This window comes from Thermanaeromonas toyohensis ToBE, from assembly GCF_900176005.1.
Lineage (GTDB): Bacteria > Bacillota > DSM-521 > Neomoorellales > Neomoorellaceae > Thermanaeromonas > Thermanaeromonas toyohensis.
This window is the reverse complement of the sequence record NZ_LT838272.1, coordinates 3,128,783-3,147,610: the sequence shown is the minus strand read 5'-3', so window position 1 is coordinate 3,147,610 and position 18,828 is coordinate 3,128,783. Positions and strand designations below refer to the sequence as shown.

Annotated in this window: 20 protein-coding genes; 11 read left to right on the top strand and 9 right to left on the bottom strand. The window is 48.7% G+C overall.

Annotation, left to right across the window (positions count from 1 at the left end):
* Nucleotides 1-85 precede the first annotated feature (85 nt).
* Complete coding sequence (locus B9A14_RS15825; RefSeq protein WP_084666786.1) at nucleotides 86-2,650, bottom strand: heavy metal translocating P-type ATPase; 2,565 nt, start codon at nucleotides 2,648-2,650, stop codon at nucleotides 86-88.
* A 276-nt stretch (nucleotides 2,651-2,926) separates the two neighbouring features.
* Here B9A14_RS15825 and B9A14_RS15820 point away from each other — a divergent pair, with 276 nt between their 5' ends.
* Nucleotides 2,927-3,211, top strand: coding sequence for an autorepressor SdpR family transcription factor (locus B9A14_RS15820; protein ID WP_084666785.1), 285 nt, complete (start codon nucleotides 2,927-2,929; stop codon nucleotides 3,209-3,211).
* Between the two features lie 40 nt (nucleotides 3,212-3,251).
* Entirely contained in the window at nucleotides 3,252-3,926 is a 675-nt protein-coding gene (locus tag B9A14_RS15815; protein WP_084666784.1) for an SdpI family protein, read from the top strand.
* Here the strand turns inward: B9A14_RS15815 and B9A14_RS15810 are convergent.
* From B9A14_RS15810 to B9A14_RS15790, 5 genes are all read right to left on the bottom strand, one after another.
* Entirely contained in the window at nucleotides 3,918-5,294 is a 1,377-nt protein-coding gene (locus tag B9A14_RS15810) for a hydrogenase iron-sulfur subunit (protein ID WP_084666783.1), read from the bottom strand. The two genes, B9A14_RS15815 and B9A14_RS15810, sit on opposite strands and share 9 nt — an antisense overlap.
* Nucleotides 5,295-5,405: 111 nt before the next feature.
* Nucleotides 5,406-5,726: a 4Fe-4S dicluster domain-containing protein gene (locus B9A14_RS15805; RefSeq protein WP_084666782.1), complete on the bottom strand. Its 321-nt coding sequence runs from the start codon at nucleotides 5,724-5,726 to the stop codon at nucleotides 5,406-5,408.
* Nucleotides 5,727-5,771: 45 nt separating this feature from the next.
* The gene (locus tag B9A14_RS15800) at nucleotides 5,772-7,532 is read right to left on the bottom strand and encodes an adenylyl-sulfate reductase subunit alpha (RefSeq protein WP_084666781.1); all 1,761 of its coding nucleotides are present in this window, start codon (nucleotides 7,530-7,532) and stop codon (nucleotides 5,772-5,774) included.
* A gap of 75 nt (nucleotides 7,533-7,607) precedes the next feature.
* On the bottom strand, nucleotides 7,608-9,041 hold the full coding sequence (locus B9A14_RS15795) for an SLC13 family permease (protein WP_084666780.1): 1,434 nt from the start codon (nucleotides 9,039-9,041) through the stop codon (nucleotides 7,608-7,610).
* A gap of 185 nt (nucleotides 9,042-9,226) precedes the next feature.
* On the bottom strand, nucleotides 9,227-9,952 hold the full coding sequence (locus tag B9A14_RS15790) for a Crp/Fnr family transcriptional regulator (RefSeq protein ID WP_197686532.1): 726 nt from the start codon (nucleotides 9,950-9,952) through the stop codon (nucleotides 9,227-9,229).
* A gap of 129 nt (nucleotides 9,953-10,081) precedes the next feature.
* Here B9A14_RS15790 and B9A14_RS15785 point away from each other — a divergent pair, with 129 nt between their 5' ends.
* Nucleotides 10,082-11,053, top strand: coding sequence for an aminopeptidase (locus tag B9A14_RS15785; RefSeq protein ID WP_084666779.1), 972 nt, complete (start codon nucleotides 10,082-10,084; stop codon nucleotides 11,051-11,053).
* Nucleotides 11,054-11,116: 63 nt separating this feature from the next.
* Here B9A14_RS15785 and B9A14_RS15780 read toward each other — a convergent pair whose 3' ends face one another.
* Together B9A14_RS15780 and B9A14_RS15775 are read right to left on the bottom strand one after the other, a co-directional pair.
* The gene (locus tag B9A14_RS15780) at nucleotides 11,117-11,362 is read right to left on the bottom strand and encodes an alpha/beta-type small acid-soluble spore protein (RefSeq protein ID WP_084666778.1); all 246 of its coding nucleotides are present in this window, start codon (nucleotides 11,360-11,362) and stop codon (nucleotides 11,117-11,119) included.
* A gap of 137 nt (nucleotides 11,363-11,499) precedes the next feature.
* The gene (locus tag B9A14_RS15775; protein WP_084666777.1) at nucleotides 11,500-12,258 is read right to left on the bottom strand and encodes a helix-turn-helix domain-containing protein; all 759 of its coding nucleotides are present in this window, start codon (nucleotides 12,256-12,258) and stop codon (nucleotides 11,500-11,502) included.
* Nucleotides 12,259-12,698: 440 nt separating this feature from the next.
* On the opposite strand from B9A14_RS15775, the gene B9A14_RS15770 reads away from it, so the two are divergent.
* Together B9A14_RS15770 and B9A14_RS15765 are read left to right on the top strand one after the other, a co-directional pair.
* Nucleotides 12,699-13,307 carry a GTP-binding protein gene (locus B9A14_RS15770; RefSeq protein WP_172839190.1) on the top strand — a complete coding sequence of 203 codons (609 nt, stop codon included), beginning with the start codon at nucleotides 12,699-12,701 and terminating at the stop codon, nucleotides 13,305-13,307.
* On the top strand, nucleotides 13,297-13,710 hold the full coding sequence (locus B9A14_RS15765; RefSeq protein ID WP_084666775.1) for a hypothetical protein: 414 nt from the start codon (nucleotides 13,297-13,299) through the stop codon (nucleotides 13,708-13,710). The genes B9A14_RS15770 and B9A14_RS15765 overlap by 11 nt, the downstream gene beginning before the upstream one ends.
* 189 nt (nucleotides 13,711-13,899) lie before the next feature.
* On the opposite strand, the gene B9A14_RS15760 is transcribed toward B9A14_RS15765, so the two are convergent.
* Nucleotides 13,900-14,424: a nitroreductase family protein gene (locus tag B9A14_RS15760; RefSeq protein ID WP_084666774.1), complete on the bottom strand. Its 525-nt coding sequence runs from the start codon at nucleotides 14,422-14,424 to the stop codon at nucleotides 13,900-13,902.
* A gap of 167 nt (nucleotides 14,425-14,591) precedes the next feature.
* Here B9A14_RS15760 and B9A14_RS15755 point away from each other — a divergent pair, with 167 nt between their 5' ends.
* From B9A14_RS15755 to purQ, 6 genes are all read left to right on the top strand, one after another.
* Nucleotides 14,592-14,765 carry a histidine kinase gene (locus tag B9A14_RS15755; protein WP_084666773.1) on the top strand — a complete coding sequence of 58 codons (174 nt, stop codon included), beginning with the start codon at nucleotides 14,592-14,594 and terminating at the stop codon, nucleotides 14,763-14,765.
* A 336-nt stretch (nucleotides 14,766-15,101) separates the two neighbouring features.
* Nucleotides 15,102-15,599 carry a 5-(carboxyamino)imidazole ribonucleotide mutase gene (gene purE, locus B9A14_RS15750; RefSeq protein ID WP_084666772.1) on the top strand — a complete coding sequence of 166 codons (498 nt, stop codon included), beginning with the start codon at nucleotides 15,102-15,104 and terminating at the stop codon, nucleotides 15,597-15,599.
* 98 nt (nucleotides 15,600-15,697) lie between these two features.
* On the top strand, nucleotides 15,698-16,990 hold the full coding sequence (gene purB, locus B9A14_RS15745; protein WP_084666771.1) for an adenylosuccinate lyase: 1,293 nt from the start codon (nucleotides 15,698-15,700) through the stop codon (nucleotides 16,988-16,990).
* 83 nt (nucleotides 16,991-17,073) lie between these two features.
* A complete protein-coding gene (gene purC, locus B9A14_RS15740; protein ID WP_084666770.1) occupies nucleotides 17,074-17,796 on the top strand; it encodes a phosphoribosylaminoimidazolesuccinocarboxamide synthase in 723 nt (240 codons plus the stop codon).
* Nucleotides 17,797-17,824: 28 nt separating this feature from the next.
* Entirely contained in the window at nucleotides 17,825-18,100 is a 276-nt protein-coding gene (gene purS / locus B9A14_RS15735) for a phosphoribosylformylglycinamidine synthase subunit PurS (protein ID WP_084666769.1), read from the top strand.
* Nucleotides 18,097-18,807 carry a phosphoribosylformylglycinamidine synthase subunit PurQ gene (gene purQ / locus B9A14_RS15730; protein WP_084666768.1) on the top strand — a complete coding sequence of 237 codons (711 nt, stop codon included), beginning with the start codon at nucleotides 18,097-18,099 and terminating at the stop codon, nucleotides 18,805-18,807. Before purS ends, purQ begins: the two co-directional genes overlap by 4 nt.
* Nucleotides 18,808-18,828 lie beyond the last annotated feature (21 nt).

The window sequence follows — 18,828 nt, the reverse complement described above, 5'->3', positions numbered from 1 at the left end:
CCTCCTCCCACTGGCCAGACTGGTACTCCAACTTGACTTTTGCGAGAATCGCATTGCCAGCAGGAATACCGGCCCCTAGTTTACTTTAAGCATACTTATATTTAGCTTTGGCCGCTGCTGTCCACGCCTTTTCGTCCTTCGTAGAAGGTTCAAAGCGCTTTAAAAGCAAGGTGTTTAAGGTCACGGATACTGAGCTGATGGCCATAAAGAAAGCGGCGAGCTCGGGGCTGACAATAAGCCCTGTCCACGGATACAATATCCCTGCGGCTATGGGGATACCCAGAGTATTGTAGATAAAGGCCCAGAAGAGATTCTGCCGAACTTTGCGCATGGTAGCCCGGCCTATCTCGATAGCCGCCACCACATCGCGGATATCATTTTTAATAAGGATGATTTCACCTGTCTCCTTGGCCACGTCGGTACCGCTACCTATGGCGATGCCCACATCGGACTGGGCCAAGGCTGGCGCGTCGTTGATACCATCGCCTACCATAGCCACCTTAAGACCCTGTTCTTGGAGCTTTTTCACTTCGCTGGCCTTATCCTGAGGAAGTACTTCGGCCAGCACCCGGTCGATACCCGCCTGTCGGGCGATGGCTTCGGCCGTACGCCGGTTATCGCCGGTAATCATGGCCACTTGAAGCCCCATCTTCTTAAGCCGCGCGATGGCTTCCGGTACGTATTCCTTCAGGGTATCGGCCACGGCAATAACTCCAGCTGCTCTTCCGTTCACCGCCAGGAACATGGCCGTCTTCCCTTGTTCTTCTAATCTTGCAGCCTGGGGCAGGAGCCCGCTTATGTCTATCTTCTGTTTGCTCATAAGCCGTCGGTTGCCTAAAAGAATCTTTTCTCCCCGCCAGGAGGCCTCCACCCCGTGGCCAGGTATGGCCCGAAATTCATCTGCGTCCCCTAGCTCCAAACCTAAAGCTCTGGCTTTCCGTACGATAGCTTCGCCCAAGGGGTGCTCGGAATTTTTTTCCACGGCAGCGGCGTAAAGCAACACGCGCTCTTCATCCCAGTTACTTCCGGCCACCACATCGGTCACTTCGGGCTCACCCTTGGTTAGTGTACCGGTTTTATCGAAAACCACAGCATTGAGCTTGGCGCTAGCTTCTACCGCATCGGCCCCCTTAAAGAGGATCCCGTTTTCTGCCCCTTTGCCCGTACCGGCCATCATGGCGCTGGGAGTAGCCAGACCTAAGGCGCAGGGGCAGGAAATGACCAGAGTAGTGACGCTTAGAAGCAGGGCAAAGCCGAAAACCCCGATTTCTGCCAGGCTATAGGGAGAAAGGATAAAACGGCTGTCGGGGAGGAAATAGCGGTCAAACCCATAGAAAAACCAGAAGAGAAAGACAATCAGAGCCAGGACGTGCACCCCGGCGATAAAATGCCCGGCCACAAAATCTGCCAGCCGCTGTATCGGCGCTTTGGAAGCCTGGGCATCTTCCACCATTCTTATGATCTGAGCCAGAGCCGTCTCGCTCCCTACCCTGGTGGCCCGAAATTTAAAGGAGCCCGTCTTATTAATAGTGGCCCCGATAACCTGGTCGCCCACCTTCTTTTCTACAGGAATGCTCTCGCCCGTAAGCATGGACTCATCCACTACTGAGTAGCCCTCGATGACCTCACCATCGACCGGAATTTTTTCTCCCGGCCGCACCACTACGATATCGCCGATGGCTACTTCATCTACCGCGATCTCTATTTCCTGGCCGTCCCGGATAACCCTGGCCGTCTGGGCCTGAAGGCTCAAAAGTTTTCGAATGGCCTCGGAAGTGCGGCCCCTGGTTAAAGCCTCCAGGTAACGGCCCAGAACGATAAAAGCAGTAAGCAGCGCAGCGGACTCAAAGAAGGTGGCACCTTTGCCGCCAAAGCCGGCCTCCGGCCAGAGGCTATTAATAGTAGCGATGATATAAGCTGCTCCGATACCGGTGGCATAGAGCAAGTTCATATCGGTGGCGCCTTTCTTTAGGCCCCTAAAGCTTTTAACAAAGAACTGCCAGCCGGGGATGAAGACCACCGGAGTGGTCAAAAGCCAAAGAACCAGGGGGTTGTGCAAGAACTCGGGAACAAAATAAGGGAAGATCCAGACATCCCGGAACATGCCCAGCATGACCAGTGCGCTCAAAGGCCAAGCGATCCACATGTTGCGGGCCTGCCGCCGTATCTCCTGCTGCCGGGCCTCCCTCTCCCGGTCCAAAGCTTCCTGACCGGTTACTTTCTCACTGGCCTCGTATCCCAGCTCACTGATGGCCTTTTTTATTTCAGCTTTGCTGATAGCCCCGGGATAGAAGCGCACCCGGGCTGACTCCGCCGGGAGGTTGACCACAACCTCCGTCACCCCCGGGAGGCTCTTCACTACCCTTTCTACCTTGGCTACACAAGCAGCACAGCTCATCCCCCTGACGTTTAATAAAACTTCTTCCTGGGGAACGTTATAACCCAGCTCTTCTATAGTCTTGACCAGCTCCATAACTTGAGCTTCCCTGGGGTTGTACTCGACTGTAGCCTTCTTGGTCAAGAGGTTAACTTGAACAGCCTGTACACCTGGGATATTTTTTAAAGCTTTTTCTACCTTGGCTACGCAAGATGCACAACTCATACCTTCTACCGGTAAACTTATCCTGGTAGTAGTTACCTCGCTTGCCATGGGGAAACCTCTCCTTTGTTTACCTATATACCCCTTGGGGGTATTCTAAAACTAGTATATGCCCCTTCGTAAGAGCCGTCAAGCCCTTCTTTATGTTATTATTTTATCGTGTGGGTGATTTTATTTATATACAATTGCTTATTCTGCTTATTCCTTTGCACCTTCTGTAGGTACGCCAAAGCAGGCAACAGCAGTTTTCCAACCCTCACCTTGACAAAGAACTAATTAACTTTTAAACTAGCAATTAGATAAATATCGAAATAAAAGGTGAACTACATGGGGTTAAATAATATTTTCCGGGCTTTGGGAGACCCTACTCGGCGAGAAATTTTGCGTCTTTTAGCCCGGAAGGATTTGACGGCAGGGGAGATCGCCCTACATTTTAACCTTACCAAGCCTACTATTTCTCATCACCTAGCAGTGCTGAAGGAGGCCGGATTAGTCCTTGATGAGCGTCGGGGGCAATACATTGTTTATTCATTAAACACAACTGTATTTCAAGATTTATTGAGTTGGTTACTGGAAATTGTCAAGAGTAATGGGAAAACGCCCCCAAAATGAGGGTGTATAAGAATGAATATTTGCTAAAGGAGGACTTCTTATGGAAAATTACCGCCTGGATAAAAAGATGCTGGTCCAGGACTGGCCGGCTATATTAGTTTTACTTATAATGCTCTTGGCTGGCGCAATAATTTACCCCTATTTACCTGAAAGAGTACCCATTCACTGGAACGCAGCAGGTCAAGTGGATAATTACGGTTCCAGGTCCTTCGGTGCTTTTATGCTTCCTTTCTTGACAGCCGGCCTTTACGTTTTAATGTTAGTCCTACCTTTGGTAGACCCCCGGAGGGAAAATTATCTTAAATTCCTCGGAGCCTACCGGGTTATTCGCCTGGGTCTGGTGCTATTTATGGCTATTCTTTATGGTCTAGTCCTGACCTCCGCCCTGGGCTATTACGTGCCTATGGACCGGGTAATGCCTGCTTTACTAGGGTTATTATTTCTTCTCATAGGTAATTACCTACCCCGGGTCAGGTATAACTACTTTGTGGGGATCCGTACTCCCTGGACTTTAGCCAATGAAGAAGTCTGGCGTAGGACCCACCGCTTGGCTGGTATAGCCTATGTATTGGCAGGTGTTATTTCTATCCTTACTGCTTTTTTGGCCAGGGGTACTATAGCTTTCACAATTGTAATAACAGCGATTATATTGGCTAGCGTTTTAAGCGTTATATACTCCCTAGTGATTTTCCAGCAAAGCCGCGGTTTATCGTAGACGAAAAGGATTGGGCCCTATAGTTTTTAATTCCTGCACATATTGGATTAAAAAGTCTGGAAGTACTCCTTTACCCTGGGAAGGGGCTGTTTCAGGAGGAAATGAGCGTCCATCGATTTGAGAAAGGATGCTTTGGTCGCTAAAGCCTTTTAATTTTATAGCCCCTGCACGACAGGCCACGGCACATATTCCGCAGCCCCGGCAGAGGTTGGGATCTATATAAGGGAGCGGTTTAGAAGAAACCAGGGGAGATATTAACTTCTGATTTTCCCCAAAGGAGAAAGAAGTAAAACTTAAGGTCTCACAGAGGGAGATGGCCTGGAAGGGACATACCTGCTTACAAGTAAGGCAGCCATTACAGAGATTTTCCTCTATACTGGCTACGAAAGGGGTAACTTCAGCCAAGGCGAGATATCTTACCCTTTCTGGCTCTATCATCATTCTGGCCAGGGTTTCCTTTAGGCTTTCTATACGGGAACTAACTAGAGAATTGCCCTGCTTGTAGCGGCACTGATTTTCCCGGCACCCGGCTATAATGACGCCATCTATCCCTAAGGACAGAGCGTCTGTCACCAGGGACATATTGACAGCTCCTGAGCAGGGTACGCGGATAATGCGAAGATTAGCTGGATAAGGGATGCGCTCCCTTCCCAAGCGGTCAGCTTCGGGATAAGCATCATGCCGGCAGAAGAAACCTAAAATGACGGGCTCCTCTTCTGGTATTTCGGCCATATCAATGGCGTTTATCATGGCTGCCACTTCTTCTAGCCGGAAATCGGGCAAAGAGATAGCCTGTAAAGGACACCCACCCACGCAAATTCCACACCGCTGGCACTTTTTGGGGTTGGGGGAAGGGAAACCGTCGGGGTCCAGCTCATAAGCACCTTGGGGGCACTCCTCCAAGCAGCGCTTACAGCGATCACATTTCAGCTTGTTAACCAAGGCCGTAGGAGTGCCTTTCTGGGTTACTCTATAGTTTGTGTCTACCGCGGAGACGCGGGCGCAGGCCATATGGATTAAATCTAGTGCCTTGAGTGTGGCCTGTTCTCTTACAGGGTGGACCCAAGCGCATTGTTCGCGGATGTTGGCTACTTCTACCAGTTGAGGGTGAAGTCCATTTTCCTTAGCTAAGCTGAAGAGATGGCCAGAATACAAATAGGGAGAACAAGTGGCGATAACTACTCTATTGAGCCCTTTTTCTTTAATTTTTCGGGATATCTCAGTGGGGGCTGGGCTTATGCAAGCCTGATCGATAATTTCTACCCAAGCAACTCCTCGGGCCAGTTTTATCTTTTCTATAAGAAAGTTAAAATCTAGGAACTCCTCTAACTCACCGTGGCAGCGGCAGCAAAATACACCTATCTGCAATTTTTCTCCCCCTCTAAAGCGAAAAGAGCCTTGGCGGAGACCCTTAGAGCGACCTGGCAGCGGTTTCCTCTATACCGCTGCCAGGTGGTACCAACGTTTTAGTTTTAGCTTTTAATCATTCCTGGTCTTACAAACGAACCTTTCTACTTTACCATTGATGTCTACGCATGTCCATATTATCCTATTGGTCCCCATAAGGGGTATTAGCTTTGCTGGGTAGTATCCCAGCTGATAGGGTAGCCGAGTTTCTATGGCTCCCCGGGGGCATACTTTAGTGCAGGACATGCAGTCCCAGCAATCCCGGGGATCCCGGCAGTAGGCTTTATTGTCTTCGCCTAAAGTCATAAGGTCGCCGGGGCATATCTGCTCGCACAAGGGCTCCTTTTCCGCTTTACACCCATCGCATTTTTCCAATATTACCTTAGGGGGCACCGCTTTCTCCCTCCCTAGTGAGTAGTGATGTTTTATATATATTAGTTACGGGCGCAGGCGGTCGCCCGGGATCATCTGTTCGTAGGGCCGTGTGAACATCTCTATTTCTCCTGTGGTGGGATTTTTGCGGGAATTCACAAAGCAGTCGAGTTCAGGGTTAACTTCGGGATAATCCATTCTAGTTTGCCACCCTGGCCACCTGGTCTCCCGTCGGAAGAGAAGGTGGTGGATAAGCACCTCTGCTACGTCCAGCCGGTCAATTACTTCATGGGCCAGCATAAGCTCGTGAAGGTCCTGGGCCACCAGATATTGGGTTTGATTTTTTAGCATTTGAATATGTTGAAGGGCATAATTTAACCTTTCCTCGTTCATACGATAGAACTGGTGTACTCCCCCAGCATATTCATCCATAAGCCTCTGCATTCTTTCTTCCATTTCCCGGGGGGTGATCCCGTCTTTTCCTTGGGCGCCGCTCAAAAGAGGAGCAAAGACGCGTTCCTTCTCCCGGGCTACTTGGGCGTGGTCGAGTTTAAGCTCTTCCTGCAGGGACTCTATATATTTGAGGGCTCCCCTGGCTGCGAGGATCCCTTCCGCCGCGCAGCCGCTTACGAATTTGTTAGGCACACCACCCGCCACATCGCCGGCCGCATAGAGGCCTTTCAAGGTGGTGGCCCTATCCACGTTTATCCAGTAACCGCTCGCTGTATGGCCGCCAACAATGTAAGGATCACTACCATATACTTCCAGGGGTTCTCGAGATAAATCTTGGCCTCGGCTAGCTAGGAAGAGTACAAAGCTCGGCCGTTCATTTAAATAATCCATCTTCATTTCTTTGATTTGCTCGGGGGTCATTTGCGTTGTGTCCACATAACAGGGCCCACGACCAGCCAGCCATTCTTCCATAGGAGCGAATACCCTTATAAACCGGGGAGCTTTATCACCGCCCCATTCGGCGTATTTTTCTTGAAGGATCTTTTCGCCTTTGGCGTTGATCATAGGGGTCTTGTAACCTACAGAGATGGTGTCAATGGGGCCGTTGAAATCTTTAGTGCGTACAGCTGCCCACCTCATTTCAAAGGAGGTCATCTCTGCACCGGCCCGTATTCCCATGGCGTAGCCAGTTCCTGTGTTGAAGGGACAATACCATATTTGATGGTGGCAATCTATTCCATCATTGGTGTAGGGTTTATAAAGACCGGCTGCTCCTCCGGTAGCTACAATGGTGGCCTTGGCTTTTATTACATAAAATTTGCCATCCCGGACGCCGAAACCCATGGCGCCTATAACGCGGTCACCGTCCAAGAGGTAGTTAGTGGCTACCACCCGGTTTAATATCTCTACTCCCATCTCCCGCGTTTTTTCAGCCAGGATCACCTTCATTTCCGAGCCCTGGATAGCTATATCCCACTGGCCCCTGGCCTGGTACTCACCATTCTCATCTTTTTTGATGGGCAGTCCCCACTTCTCCCATTCCTCTACCGGTTCATTGAGGATCTGGGCCAGGGAAAGGGCCAGGTCTTCCCGGAGCAGCCCCCGTACTTGCGAACGGCTCCATTTTACAAACTCTTCCGGGGTCTTGCCCTTCTTGATATAAGCATTGATGGCATCCATGCCGGCGGCCAAGCAGCCGCTACGGTCAATATGAGCTTTCTCCATAATGGTAACTTTAAGGTTGGGATTTAGTTTCTTAGCCTCAATGGCGGCAAAGCAACCTGCGTTTCCGCCTCCGATAACCAGGACATCGGTTTCCATAATTACTTCTTCAATTTCTTCTAGGGTTTTAGGTAAGGGTTTCTTTTCCTTCATAAACTTAAGAATCCTCCTTCTGGGTTTTTTAATATTCCGCAGGGGTACCTCGTTACCCAGCAGCCAGCCCTATACCTAATACAGCGGGTGGCCCAGCAGGGCTAACCAGGCACTTTGGACTACTATTACATAGATGTTAGCCAGGACCGACAAAAGAGCTCCAAACTTCATGGCTTGGGAAGTAGGGGTTCCGGAGGCTCCCCAGGCTATGAGGAAGGCAGTTATAGAAATAGGTAAGAAAAAGGCATAGCTTAAACAGTTTATTGTTATTAAGCAGAAGGGTAGAACATTGAAACCGAGCTCTTTGGCCAGACTTATAGTTAAGGGAATGAAGGCTGCGCCCATGGCCACAGCGCTTACGATCCCCGCCCGGGCGATGTGGAAACCGAATACTAAAAGGAAGAGTATTAGGAAGGGGTGCCCTAGGGACTTTAGGGGGGTTACTATGAAGCTGGAAAGCCAGCTTACAGCACCGGACTTATACAGAGCATCTCCCAAGCAAATAGCCCCGCCTAGGAGTACCCATACATCCCACATGATATATTTATTGATTTCCTCGAACTTAAGCCGACCGAAGGGAAGGAAGACCAGTAACAGAACTAGAAGAGCTACCATTCCGGTTTTTATCTGGTGGAACTTACCCTCAGTGATCCATAAGATTAGCCCAATACCCAGACAGATGAGGGCCCAAACTTCCGGCCAGGTAATTCTTCCTAACTCCTTTTTTAGCCTAGGTAATTCCTCATCTGCCCCGGGTATGTCCAGGCCCCTTAACCGGAAATACCAGGTTACATACAAGAGGAGTAGGGGAAGGAGCCCCCAGAGGGGTAAGTTATAAAGGAACCAGTCTGCCCAGGAGATATAAATTTTAGCTGAGCTAGCAAGCTGGCCGGCCAGCATTACGTTAGGGAAATGGCTGGTTAAGATCAGGGGACCGGTGAAAAGGGGGACCAGGCCGGTAATAGTAAGTATAAGAGCGGTATTTATCCTTTGGCTTTCAGGTAGGTGTTCCCGGCCGCGCATCAGCCCGGTAACCCCTTTAGTGATGGGCAGAAAGAGGGCTGTTTCGCTGACTGTAGGAAGCAGGCCACCTATAACTACATCGGCTAAGGTTAGTCCCAGGAGGATGCGGGTAACTTTGGTGGATTTCAAGGCGCTGGTGATGCTTAGCGCTATCCGCTTGCCTAGTGGAGTTCCCATCATAATGGCGGCATATACAAAGGCACCTATAGCTAGGAAAAATTCGTTATTAGAAAATGCACCAAAGGCTTCGGGGATTTTGATATTACCCAATATTACTAGAAGCATAGGCGCTGCAAGACCTATAATGGCCTTAGGGAGTGCATCTGTAACCATGCAGGTAATAAACCATAAGAAAATCCCCAATACAGTTTGGGCTTGCGGTTTTAAGCCGGGAAGGGGAGGACCGAGGGTTAAGCTTAAAAGCAACCCGAAGGATAAAATTAACCCCACTATTTGAGTCTTAGGTAGGGCTTTGGTGTTATCCATATTTTCCCTCCTTTTAGATTCTTATATTTAACCTTAAGCTTTACATTTTAAGAAAATGAACCTAATCACAAAACAGCTATATATAGGTTAGCACGCCTGGGTGCTTTCTGTAGGTCAGTAAAACGACAAAAAGAGTGTCATTTGCACGACATTAAAAGGGCCCGGACCTGTTATACGATCCGGGCTTATGTCAATAGCTGGGCTAATTTTTCTGGGGCCAGGAGGTGTAGACCTTCCTCATCGATGGCAATTATTTTAGCCTTTTTAAAGTTGTTGAGTACAGAGCTTACCGTCTGGCGGGAGGTACCGATCATACAAGCTATTTCTTCATGGGTTAAACGAAAGTTTAAAAGTATGCCGTTTTTTGTTTTCTGCCCACAACGCTCGGCTAATTTCAAAAGCAGCAGGGCTAGTCTTTGGGGTATTTGGCAATACATAAGGTGGTGAATAAGGCTTTCTGCTTCTCGCAAACGACTTCCGAGAATTTTGGCTATTTTAATGGCCAATAAAGGATAGGTTAACAAAAGGTTTTCAAAGACTTCTTTTTTGAGTACCGAGACATTAACTTCTTCTAGAGCTTCGGCAAAGCAGACTCTATCCGTCCCACATAGGGTTTCAGCTAGACCGAAGAGCTCTCCGGTCTCCCGGATAGAGACAGTGACCCTACGGCCTTCTAGGGTGAGGCGGTAAATTTTAACCCGACCACGGTTTATTAAATATACTTTATCAGCCACATCCCCAGCCGCAAAGATAATATACCCTTTAGGATAAATAATGGTAAGGCCGGAACTTCGGAAAGTTTGTTTTTCCCATTCTTCGAGGGTTACTTGGATGGGCAATTGGGCTATACTATTTAAGGCCATAGCAACCCCACTACTTTCCCTGCCGTCCGTAACTTTGGCGATAGGCATTTTTCTATTATAAATTCGCCATTTGTAATACAAATCCTTTTTATAAAGATACTTTATAAAGATACTTTATCACCGGGACATGATAAAATTAAAGGGTAAGTAAATAGTTATAGAAGGGGGTAACTACAAATGCAGGAGCTATTTAAAGTGGCTCACTTAGCCTTAAACACCTGCCTGGCTGTGAAGCCGGGGGAAGAGGTGCTAATAGTTACTGATGAACCGTTAGAGGAGATCGGCAAAACTTTTTATCAGGCGGCTAAGGAGCTAAAAGCTCAAGCCCAACTTATTTACATGCTCCCCAGGGCTAACCACGGTGAGGAGCCTCCCCAAGCTGTGGCACAGGCTATGCGCGCGGCGCAGGTGGTGGTTATACCTACTTCCAAATCCCTTTCCCATACCCGGGCTAGGCGGGAGGCTTGTAAGAATGGGGCACGTATAGCAAGTCTTCCAGATAGCACGCCAGAGATGCTTATCCGTGCTCTGGATGTAGATTACATGGCCATGGCTCTAGAGTGTGAGCAGTATGCCCACCTTTTAAGCGAAGGCTGCCGAGTATACTTAAGTACCCCGGCTGGAACCCAGCTCACCTTTTCCATTGAGGGTCGCCAGGGTTACCCAGATACTGGACTTTATACTGCTCCCGGAAGTTTCGGTAATCTCCCAGCTGGCGAGGCCTCTATCGCTCCAGTAGAAGGAACAGCAGAAGGTATCTTGGTAATAGATGGTGCCTTGGCTGGATGGGGGCTACTAGAAGAGCCAGTAAGGCTAGAAATACGACGGGGAGAGGTAATGAAAGTTTCTGGAGGACGAGCGGCAACCTGGTTAGAGGAGATACTCAAGCGCTACGGACGGCCTGCCCGGAACATAGCCGAACTGGGTATTGGCCTTAACCCTAAAGCTCGGGTAACCGGTAAAGTCCTGGAAGATGAAAAGGTCCGGGGAACAGTACATATAGCGCTGGGGGATAATGTGAGTATGGGGGGGAAAGTAGAGGCCCCTAGCCATCTCGATGGAGTACTTCTTAAACCGACCCTAAAGATAGATGGAGTAGTGATATTGGAAGAGGGACGACTCCATATCCCCAAGGGGAAGCCCGCTTAGCTCTTAAGAAACGAGTGTTACCCCAGTCTGCAAGGTTCTTAAAGCGAATAAAACTTTTATATGTTACTCTTGTCTATCCTGTAGGTTGAGGCGGGCCTTCCGGTCTCCCTCTTCAGCCAAGGCCCTTTCCCCTGCTTTCACCAGTTTACGTACCATGTTACCACCGATCTTGCCTGCTTCCCGGACTGTTAACTCTTCACCAGCATTGGCAAGATCATCTTCCAGTCCCAATTCTTTGGCTGTCTCCCACTTTAACTTATCTAGTTGTCTCTCTGTACGGAGCCGGTCATTATCTTTTTTGTGGCCCATAAGTTTTTCCACTCCTAGTAAATCTTTTTTTAGTAGTATATCGCGTAACGCTTATTCTTATGTGGATCCCGTATAGGGATACAGGGTAACTTATTTAAACGCTGGACAGGTAACCCTATATTGGTATCTCGTTTGCTTTACTCCAGTTCGGATTCTTTAAAGACCTCTATAAGCTTAAGGATAAAGCGAAGCTGTTTCTCATTTAAGTGGCAAATGTGCTTTAAGACTTCTTGAACATTACTATTTAAAAGAAGAGCCCTTAAATCCGGACCCATGGAAGCTACCATTTCTTCCAGCTGATCCCGGTTAACTAGGAGGGAACAAGGAGCGACACCCAAAGCTTGGGCTAGTTTTTCTATAGTCTTAAGGGAGGGTCGGACTTTCCCTGCTTCAATTTGTCCCACCAGGGCTGGGGATACGCCAGCTCGGGCAGCTAAAGCGCTCTGGGTAAGCCCTAGGGATTCTCGCATTTTCTTAAGCCTTTCTCCGATCCAGTTCTCGGTATCAGCTAAAATTAAAGATACAGGGACTTCTAAAGCAGCGGCAATTTTATTTAATGTATCAGCAGCAGGGTGCATAGCCCCCCTTTCAATCTCGCTCAAGTAGGTAAAGGATATACCAGCCTTAGCACTTAGCTCCTTTAAAGATAGCCCTTTTTCTTGGCGGAGCAGCCGGATTTTATCACCTAAACTTATCTTATCCTCGGGGGGGATAAGGGCCTCCCGAGGGATATTTAGAGCGGAACAAATCTTGTCCAGGGTCTTTAAAGAGGGACGCTTGTGGCCCCGTTCTATTTCGCTCAGATAAGATGGGGAAATCTGAGATTTGCGAGCCAGCTCTTCTAGAGTATAACCTTTCTCTTCACGGAAATTACGTATAGTAGCACCTAGTTCCATAGCCGGGTTCCTCCTGTTAAAATTCTCCTGGGCTCACCACTCTTCCTTTGCCAACCTGGTAATCCTCTCGTGTTATTTTCCACCTTGCTTTAGGGATTAGTTTAAGAGTTCGCCATGCGGTGGCTATTTTCCTGTAACCCACCAAATCAAAACTCCTTTTAGCTCTATTACTTTCTTCATCTAGAGGGTGCTACACCGGGCTATAGTAAGGGTTTTCCTGCCCCTTGGCCTACCTTCTGGCCATAAAGATAAACCGTATACCCAGGCGATGGGCGATGATAATAAGTTATATTTGATTGTGAATTTGGAAACAAAAGCGGAGTGAAAGCGGAGAAAATAGGGAGCGAAAGGACTTAAATATAGTTTAAGGGGCAAGGATGATATAGGCAGGAAAATCCTTATCTATAGCGAAAAGTTAAAAGAAAAGCCTGGATAGGCAGGTGAATTTCTTGGAGCTCCTTATTATAAGCGGGTTTTTAGGGTCCGGCAAAACGACCTTAATGACCACCTTGGCCAGAGAGCTGGTAGAAAGATATAACCGTCGAGTCCTGTTGATCGTTAACGATGTAGGGGAAATAGGTATCGATGGCCAATTAATGCGTCGCCTCGGCGCTGATGTTTATGAAATTTTTGGCGGTTGTATATGCTGCCAGTTGGGGAATGATCTGATAAAGCTGCTTAAGGAGGTTACCCCTCAATACAACGTGGATTTAATCCTTATGGAAGCTTCAGGGGTGGCAGAACCAGCCAATATCGTAGAAACAGTTAAGCGTTATGGCCCCCAGGGACTGAAGGACCGGGTCCTGGCTCTGGTGGATGCGACCCGCTGGCTAGAAATACGGCCTATACTAGAACCTTTACTTACCGCCCAGGTTCTGGCTGCAGACCTAATCTTAGTAAACAAGATAGATATTGTTGCCGGTGATAGGGTGAAGGCTGTAGTTTGCGATATCCAGGGATTAAAACCGTCAGGGAAGATTGTAACTTTATCTGCTAGCCGGGAAGAGGATGTGGCTAAAGTAGCGGAGATGATCCAGGATGGCCGGTAAACTAGAGTTTATCCCTTATGCTGCCACCTTAAAGTTAAAAAGAGAGGCCCCTTTACCCGCTGAGAAATGGGGAGAAGCAGGCGCAGAGTTTTTAAAGATGTTAGCCAAGGGTTGCCACGAGAAGGGTGCGGCTATAATAGGCCATATTAAAGGGTTCCTAGATCTAGGAGAGGCAGGTTATTTTTACTTATCCACTGTAGGGGTAGAGTATACTCCTTCTTGCCGTGGGATAGCTGCTGGTAAGACAGATAATGCTCGCTTAGATTTAAATGTATTAGTTTATGGCATTAGCCGGCCTGAGATAGCTTCGCTTGTAGAAACCCAAGCTATATCTTGGAGTCTTTCTTTAAAAATTATCTTCACCCTCCGGGAAGCTTCTCATTTAGAGGCTCACCATCGCTAGCTGCACGAGGTACTTCTGGGACTGAACCTCCAGCTAAGGGGAAATTGCTACTATATCTAAAAACAGAGCGCGAAGGCCTTTGGGAAAGGGGAGCGAATGTTAACAAGGTCTTAACACATACTAGGATCATTTTAGCCCCACTTATATAAGGTGGGGCTAAAATTTGGTATAAATCATTCGGAGAATAAATCAGTTAAGCACCTTCACTACCTCGTTGAGGCGGCGCCTGGATGTAGGAGAAGGGGAATGGGCAGGGTATCCCAATGGAATCATAGCTACAGGCCGTACATGAGGTGGCAACTGCAAGATACGGCTGGCTGCTGCTTCATCAAAGGCTCCTACCCAGCAGGTGCCGAGACCAAAATTTGTCGCCGCCAGCATGAGGTTGGTTATGGCGGCAGCAGTATCTTGGAGGCAGTAAAGGGTGCGGCCCCGCTCGCCATAGGCAGCAGCTGCTCTATCCAGATCCGCGCATACTACAATTACCACAGGTGCTTGGGCCACGAATTTCTGCCCTAGGGCTGCTTGAGCTAGGGCTTCTTTAATTTCTGCTCGGTGGACGCGGTAAAAAAGCCAAGGTTGCACATTACCTGCAGATGGGGCGGCGCACGCCGCTTCTAGCAGGGTGTTAAGGATATCCTCTGGTACAGGGTCAGGTTTGAAACGCCGGATGCTACGACGTTCCTTAATAGCGGAAAGCACATCCTTGCTCATAGCTACCCCTCCGTGTTTACTAAATTTTTTCCACCTTAATATTTACCTACTCCAGGTAATAATTTTCAAGCACGTTAAAAGTAGTTTATCAGATTCGACAAGTTAACTATTGAAAGCGAAAAATTATTAAAGTATAATAAAACAAAACCTGAAGGGCAGGGGTCGCCTTGGATAAAAATCAACTACAAAACGAAATCAGGCGCCTGGAAGAGGCTATAGCCGATCTTAAAAAGCGCTGGCCAGCCCACTCGGTAAAGGTAGAAATGGTAAAAGAGCTGGAAGACCTAGAAGAAAAGTTATCCCGGCTTCAAAAGAAGGAAAAAGGGGAGGATTGCTTTTAAGGTTCCCTTAATTTTAAGTTGACATGTTTCGCTTCGGTTTGCTATGATAAAGCCGAAAAAAGAATAAATATAGTCTGTTAAGCGAAGGAGTATGGCCTGGCCAAATTGAAACTTTAAGCCGTAGGCCAGAAGAAAAGGTCCTTGCTAACAGGCTGAAAGTGTACCTTAGGGTTCCGCGTAAAAAGCCAGGTAGAAGGTTTTTTACGGGCAGGTCCGAGTGGTACAGGCGTTTCAAGCGCCACACCGTAGGGACTAAAAACCCAGGCGGGTAGGTTTCAGCTTTAGCTTTAGAACCTATCTGGCCTGGGTTAATTAGTTTTAAGGAGGTTCGTTTTGATGTCCCAGCCTCTGGTAGGAATTGTCATGGGCAGCGCATCTGACCTCCCCATAATGCAGGCGGCAGCGGAGGTATTGAGGGAATTCGGTGTTCCTTATGAAATGCGCATCTTGTCCGCCCACCGGACCCCAGAGGCCACCTTACGTTATGCTCGGGAAGCTGTTGGACGCGGCTTGGAGGTACTTATAGCTGGGGCCGGCGGGGCCGCCCATCTCCCTGGTGTACTAGCTTCCGTGACTCCTCTCCCGGTGATAGGGGTACCTATAGGGACTAAATCTTTAGGAGGGGTGGACTCCTTGTATTCCATAGTCCAGATGCCCCGCGGTATCCCGGTCGCTACGGTAGCTATAGATGGAGCTGCTAACGCTGCCCTTCTAGCTATCCAGATACTGGCTGTACGGGACAGAGAATTGCGGGAGAAGCTAATGGCTTACCGGGAGCGGCTAGCACAAGAAGTAGAAGCTAAGGATCAGGAATTAAAGGATATAAAATATTAAAAAAGAACAGGGAGGTTAAGGGTGGGGGTAATCCAGACTTTGGCTAGTTAGCGGGTAAAGATGGCCTGAAAAACCTATTGTTTACGGGGGTGCCACAGTTGATCGAGCGCTATACCCTACCGGAAATGGCCCGCATTTGGGAAGAAGAGAACAAGTTCCGGAAGTGGCTGGAGATCGAGATTTACGTTTGCGAAGCCTGGGCTGAGTTGGGGAAGATACCGCCGGAAGCTTTGGCGGAGATTAAGGAGAAGGCCGGTTTTGATCTCTCCCGGGTGAAAGAGATTGAAGAAACTGTGCGCCATGACGTAATAGCTTTCTTGACTTCTGTAGCCGAGCGGGTGGGGGACGCTTCTAAGTATATCCATCTAGGCCTTACTTCTTCGGACATCCTAGATACAGCCCTGGCTTTACTTATGCGGGAGGCGGCTGACCAGCTCTTCAGGCGCCTTGAGGATTTGCGTACCGTACTTGTGGATAAGGCCAAGGAACATAAATACACCCTCATGATGGGCCGCACCCACGGAGTTCACGCCGAACCTACTACTTTCGGCCTGAAAATGGCCCTCTGGGTTATGGAAGTAGACCGCCATATGGAAAGGCTCTATCAGGCCCGGGAGATGATCAGCGTAGGAAAGATTTCTGGGGCCGTAGGAACCTTCGCCAACGTAGATCCCCGGGTAGAAGAATACGTATGCCGCAAGCTAGGGCTTAAACCTGCCAAAGTTTCTACCCAAATTATTCAACGTGACCGCCACGCTCAGTACATGACTACCCTGGCCGTTATAGCTAGCTCCCTAGAAAAAATGGCTACTGAGATCCGCAACCTCCAGCGTACCGACATTCTTGAGGTGGAAGAGCCCTTTACTCAAGGACAGAAAGGCTCCTCCGCTATGCCCCATAAGCGCAACCCCATCATGTGCGAAAGGATAGCGGGACTGGCCCGAGTAATTCGCGGTAACGCCCTGGCTGCTTTAGAAAATATAACTTTATGGCATGAGAGGGATCTCACCCATTCTTCTGTGGAAAGGGTTATTATCCCCGAGAGTACCATCCTTTTGGATTACATGCTGGCTAAGTTTACAGAGGTTATAGCTGGGCTTAATGTATATCCTGAAAACATGCGGCGGAACCTGGAGGCCACCCATGGGCTGGTATTCTCCCAGCGGGTGCTCCTGGCCTTGGTGGAGAAGGGTCTTCTTAGGGAGGAGGCTTATGCCCTGGTCCAGCGCCACGCTATGGAGGCCTGGAGAAAGGGGGTATCCTTTAAGGAACTTTTGCTTCAAGATCCGGAAATCACTTCCCGCCTTAGCCCTTCTGAGATAGAAAAGTTATTTGACTACAGTTATCACCTAAAATATGTAGATTATATCTTCAAGCGAGCAGGGCTTTAAATGAAGTTAGTAGTCCCCTAAAAATGGTCAAAGGTGAGCTGGTTAAGCCTATTTTTATTAAAAAGAAAGGGGAGTAAATCTTGATGGTCGAAAAAAGAGAATTCCTTTACGAAGGTAAGGCCAAGCGGGTTTATCGGACTGAAAATCCCGACCTCTACCTGGTAGAATTTAAGGATGATGCCACGGCCTTCGACGGGTTAAAGAGAGGCACTATAGCAGGGAAAGGGGAGGTAAATGCCCGGGTGTCTGCCATACTATTCCGTATTTTGGAAAGGGAAGGCATCCCTACCCATTTTGTGGAACTGAGGAGCCCTAGAGAGATGCTAGTTAAGGCGCTTAAGATTTTTCCTGTGGAAGTGGTGGTCAGGAATGTGGCTGCTGGTAGCCTGGCCCAGCGTTTAGGGCTTAAGGAGGGTACTGTCTTAAAAAATCCTGTCTTGGAGTTTTACTATAAGTCGGATGAGCTCCATGATCCCATGATTAATGAATACCATGTGGCTGCTTTGGAACTGGCTACACCGGATCAGGTAGAATTAATGAAAAATTATGCTCTACAGGTGAATGAGATCCTGGCCCGGGTCTTGGAACCAGCCGATCTTATTCTGATAGATTTTAAGCTAGAATTCGGCTTGCATCATGGGGAGATGTTGTTAGGAGATGAGATTTCTCCTGATACTTGCCGCTTTTGGGATCGACATACTAAGGAGAAGCTGGACAAGGACCGTTTCCGCCGGGATTTGGGAAAGGTAGAGGAAGCTTATCAGGAAGTTTTCCGGCGCATAAACGAGGCAGTAGGGGAGATGTGATCTTTAAAGGTGAGGCGGTGAGGAACAAATGGGCCAGCGCTACTTGGCTAGGGTGCATGTAACTTTGAAGCCAGGTGTCCTAGATCCCCAGGGGGAAGCAGTTAAGCAGGGTCTGGTCACCTTGGGATATGAAGGGGTAAAGGAGGTCCGGGTCGGCAAGTACCTGGAGGTGCTTCTGGAAGCAGTGGATACGGAGCAGGCCTACCAGCAGGTAGAAGAGATGTGTCGTCGCCTCCTGGCCAACCCAGTGATCGAAAAGTATAGCTATGAGATAGCCAAGGCCGGGGAGGAAAGTAAAGTATGAAGTTTGGAGTTATAGTCTTTCCCGGTTCCAACTGTGATCAGGATGTGTACTATGTCCTCCGCACAGTTCTAGACCAGTCTGTAGAGTACATTTGGCATGCTGAGACCAGCCTTAAAGGTTACGATTGTGTAGTGCTGCCTGGTGGCTTTTCTTACGGTGATTATCTTAGGGCTGGCGCCATAGCCCGCTTCGCCCCTATAATGTCAGCTGTAGTAGAGTTTGCCCAGAAGGGTGGATTAGTACTGGGGATCTGTAATGGTTTCCAGATCTTGCTTGAGGCAGGCCTTTTGCCCGGGGCTATGCAACGTAATAATTGTCTCCAGTTCCGCTGCCAGGATACCTACCTCCGGGTAGAGAACAACGCCACCCCCTTTACTAATCGTTTCCGACGGGGACAGGTGATAAAAATACCCATCGCCCATAATGAAGGTAACTATTATGCTGACCCGGAGACCTTATGCCGTCTAAAGGAGCGGGGTCAAGTGGTTTTCCGGTATTGCACCCCGGAAGGTGAGATAACCCTTAAGGCTAACCCCAATGGATCCTTAGAAAATATAGCGGGGATCATTAACGAAGAAGGGAATGTCCTGGGCCTTATGCCTCATCCCGAGCGCTGCGCTGAGGAAATCCTGGGAGGGACAGATGGCCGGGAGCTGTTCGCTTCTATAATTGACTGGTGGACAGGAAGAAGATCGGAAGGGGCTTAGCCTGTTTGTTGGTGAGGGGAG

Bases quoted from the DNA above. Each gene is read 5' to 3' on its own strand.
- purQ (WP_084666768.1), top strand. From the start codon at position 18,097: ATGAAGTTTGGAGTTATAGTCTTTCCCGGTTCCAACTGTGATCAGGAT.
- purE (WP_084666772.1), top strand. From the start codon at position 15,102: ATGTCCCAGCCTCTGGTAGGAATTGTCATGGGCAGCGCATCTGACCTC.
- purS (WP_084666769.1), top strand. From the start codon at position 17,825: ATGGGCCAGCGCTACTTGGCTAGGGTGCATGTAACTTTGAAGCCAGGT.
- B9A14_RS15785 (WP_084666779.1), top strand. From the start codon at position 10,082: ATGCAGGAGCTATTTAAAGTGGCTCACTTAGCCTTAAACACCTGCCTG.
- purC (WP_084666770.1), top strand. From the start codon at position 17,074: ATGGTCGAAAAAAGAGAATTCCTTTACGAAGGTAAGGCCAAGCGGGTT.
- B9A14_RS15775 (WP_084666777.1), bottom strand. From the start codon at position 12,258: ATGGAACTAGGTGCTACTATACGTAATTTCCGTGAAGAGAAAGGTTAT.
- B9A14_RS15780 (WP_084666778.1), bottom strand. From the start codon at position 11,362: ATGGGCCACAAAAAAGATAATGACCGGCTCCGTACAGAGAGACAACTA.
- B9A14_RS15820 (WP_084666785.1), top strand. From the start codon at position 2,927: ATGGGGTTAAATAATATTTTCCGGGCTTTGGGAGACCCTACTCGGCGA.
- B9A14_RS15765 (WP_084666775.1), top strand. From the start codon at position 13,297: ATGGCCGGTAAACTAGAGTTTATCCCTTATGCTGCCACCTTAAAGTTA.
- B9A14_RS15815 (WP_084666784.1), top strand. From the start codon at position 3,252: ATGGAAAATTACCGCCTGGATAAAAAGATGCTGGTCCAGGACTGGCCG.
- B9A14_RS15795 (WP_084666780.1), bottom strand. From the start codon at position 9,041: ATGGATAACACCAAAGCCCTACCTAAGACTCAAATAGTGGGGTTAATT.
- B9A14_RS15790 (WP_197686532.1), bottom strand. From the start codon at position 9,952: ATGCCTATCGCCAAAGTTACGGACGGCAGGGAAAGTAGTGGGGTTGCT.
- B9A14_RS15760 (WP_084666774.1), bottom strand. From the start codon at position 14,424: ATGAGCAAGGATGTGCTTTCCGCTATTAAGGAACGTCGTAGCATCCGG.
- B9A14_RS15800 (WP_084666781.1), bottom strand. From the start codon at position 7,532: ATGAAGGAAAAGAAACCCTTACCTAAAACCCTAGAAGAAATTGAAGAA.
- B9A14_RS15825 (WP_084666786.1), bottom strand. From the start codon at position 2,650: ATGGCAAGCGAGGTAACTACTACCAGGATAAGTTTACCGGTAGAAGGT.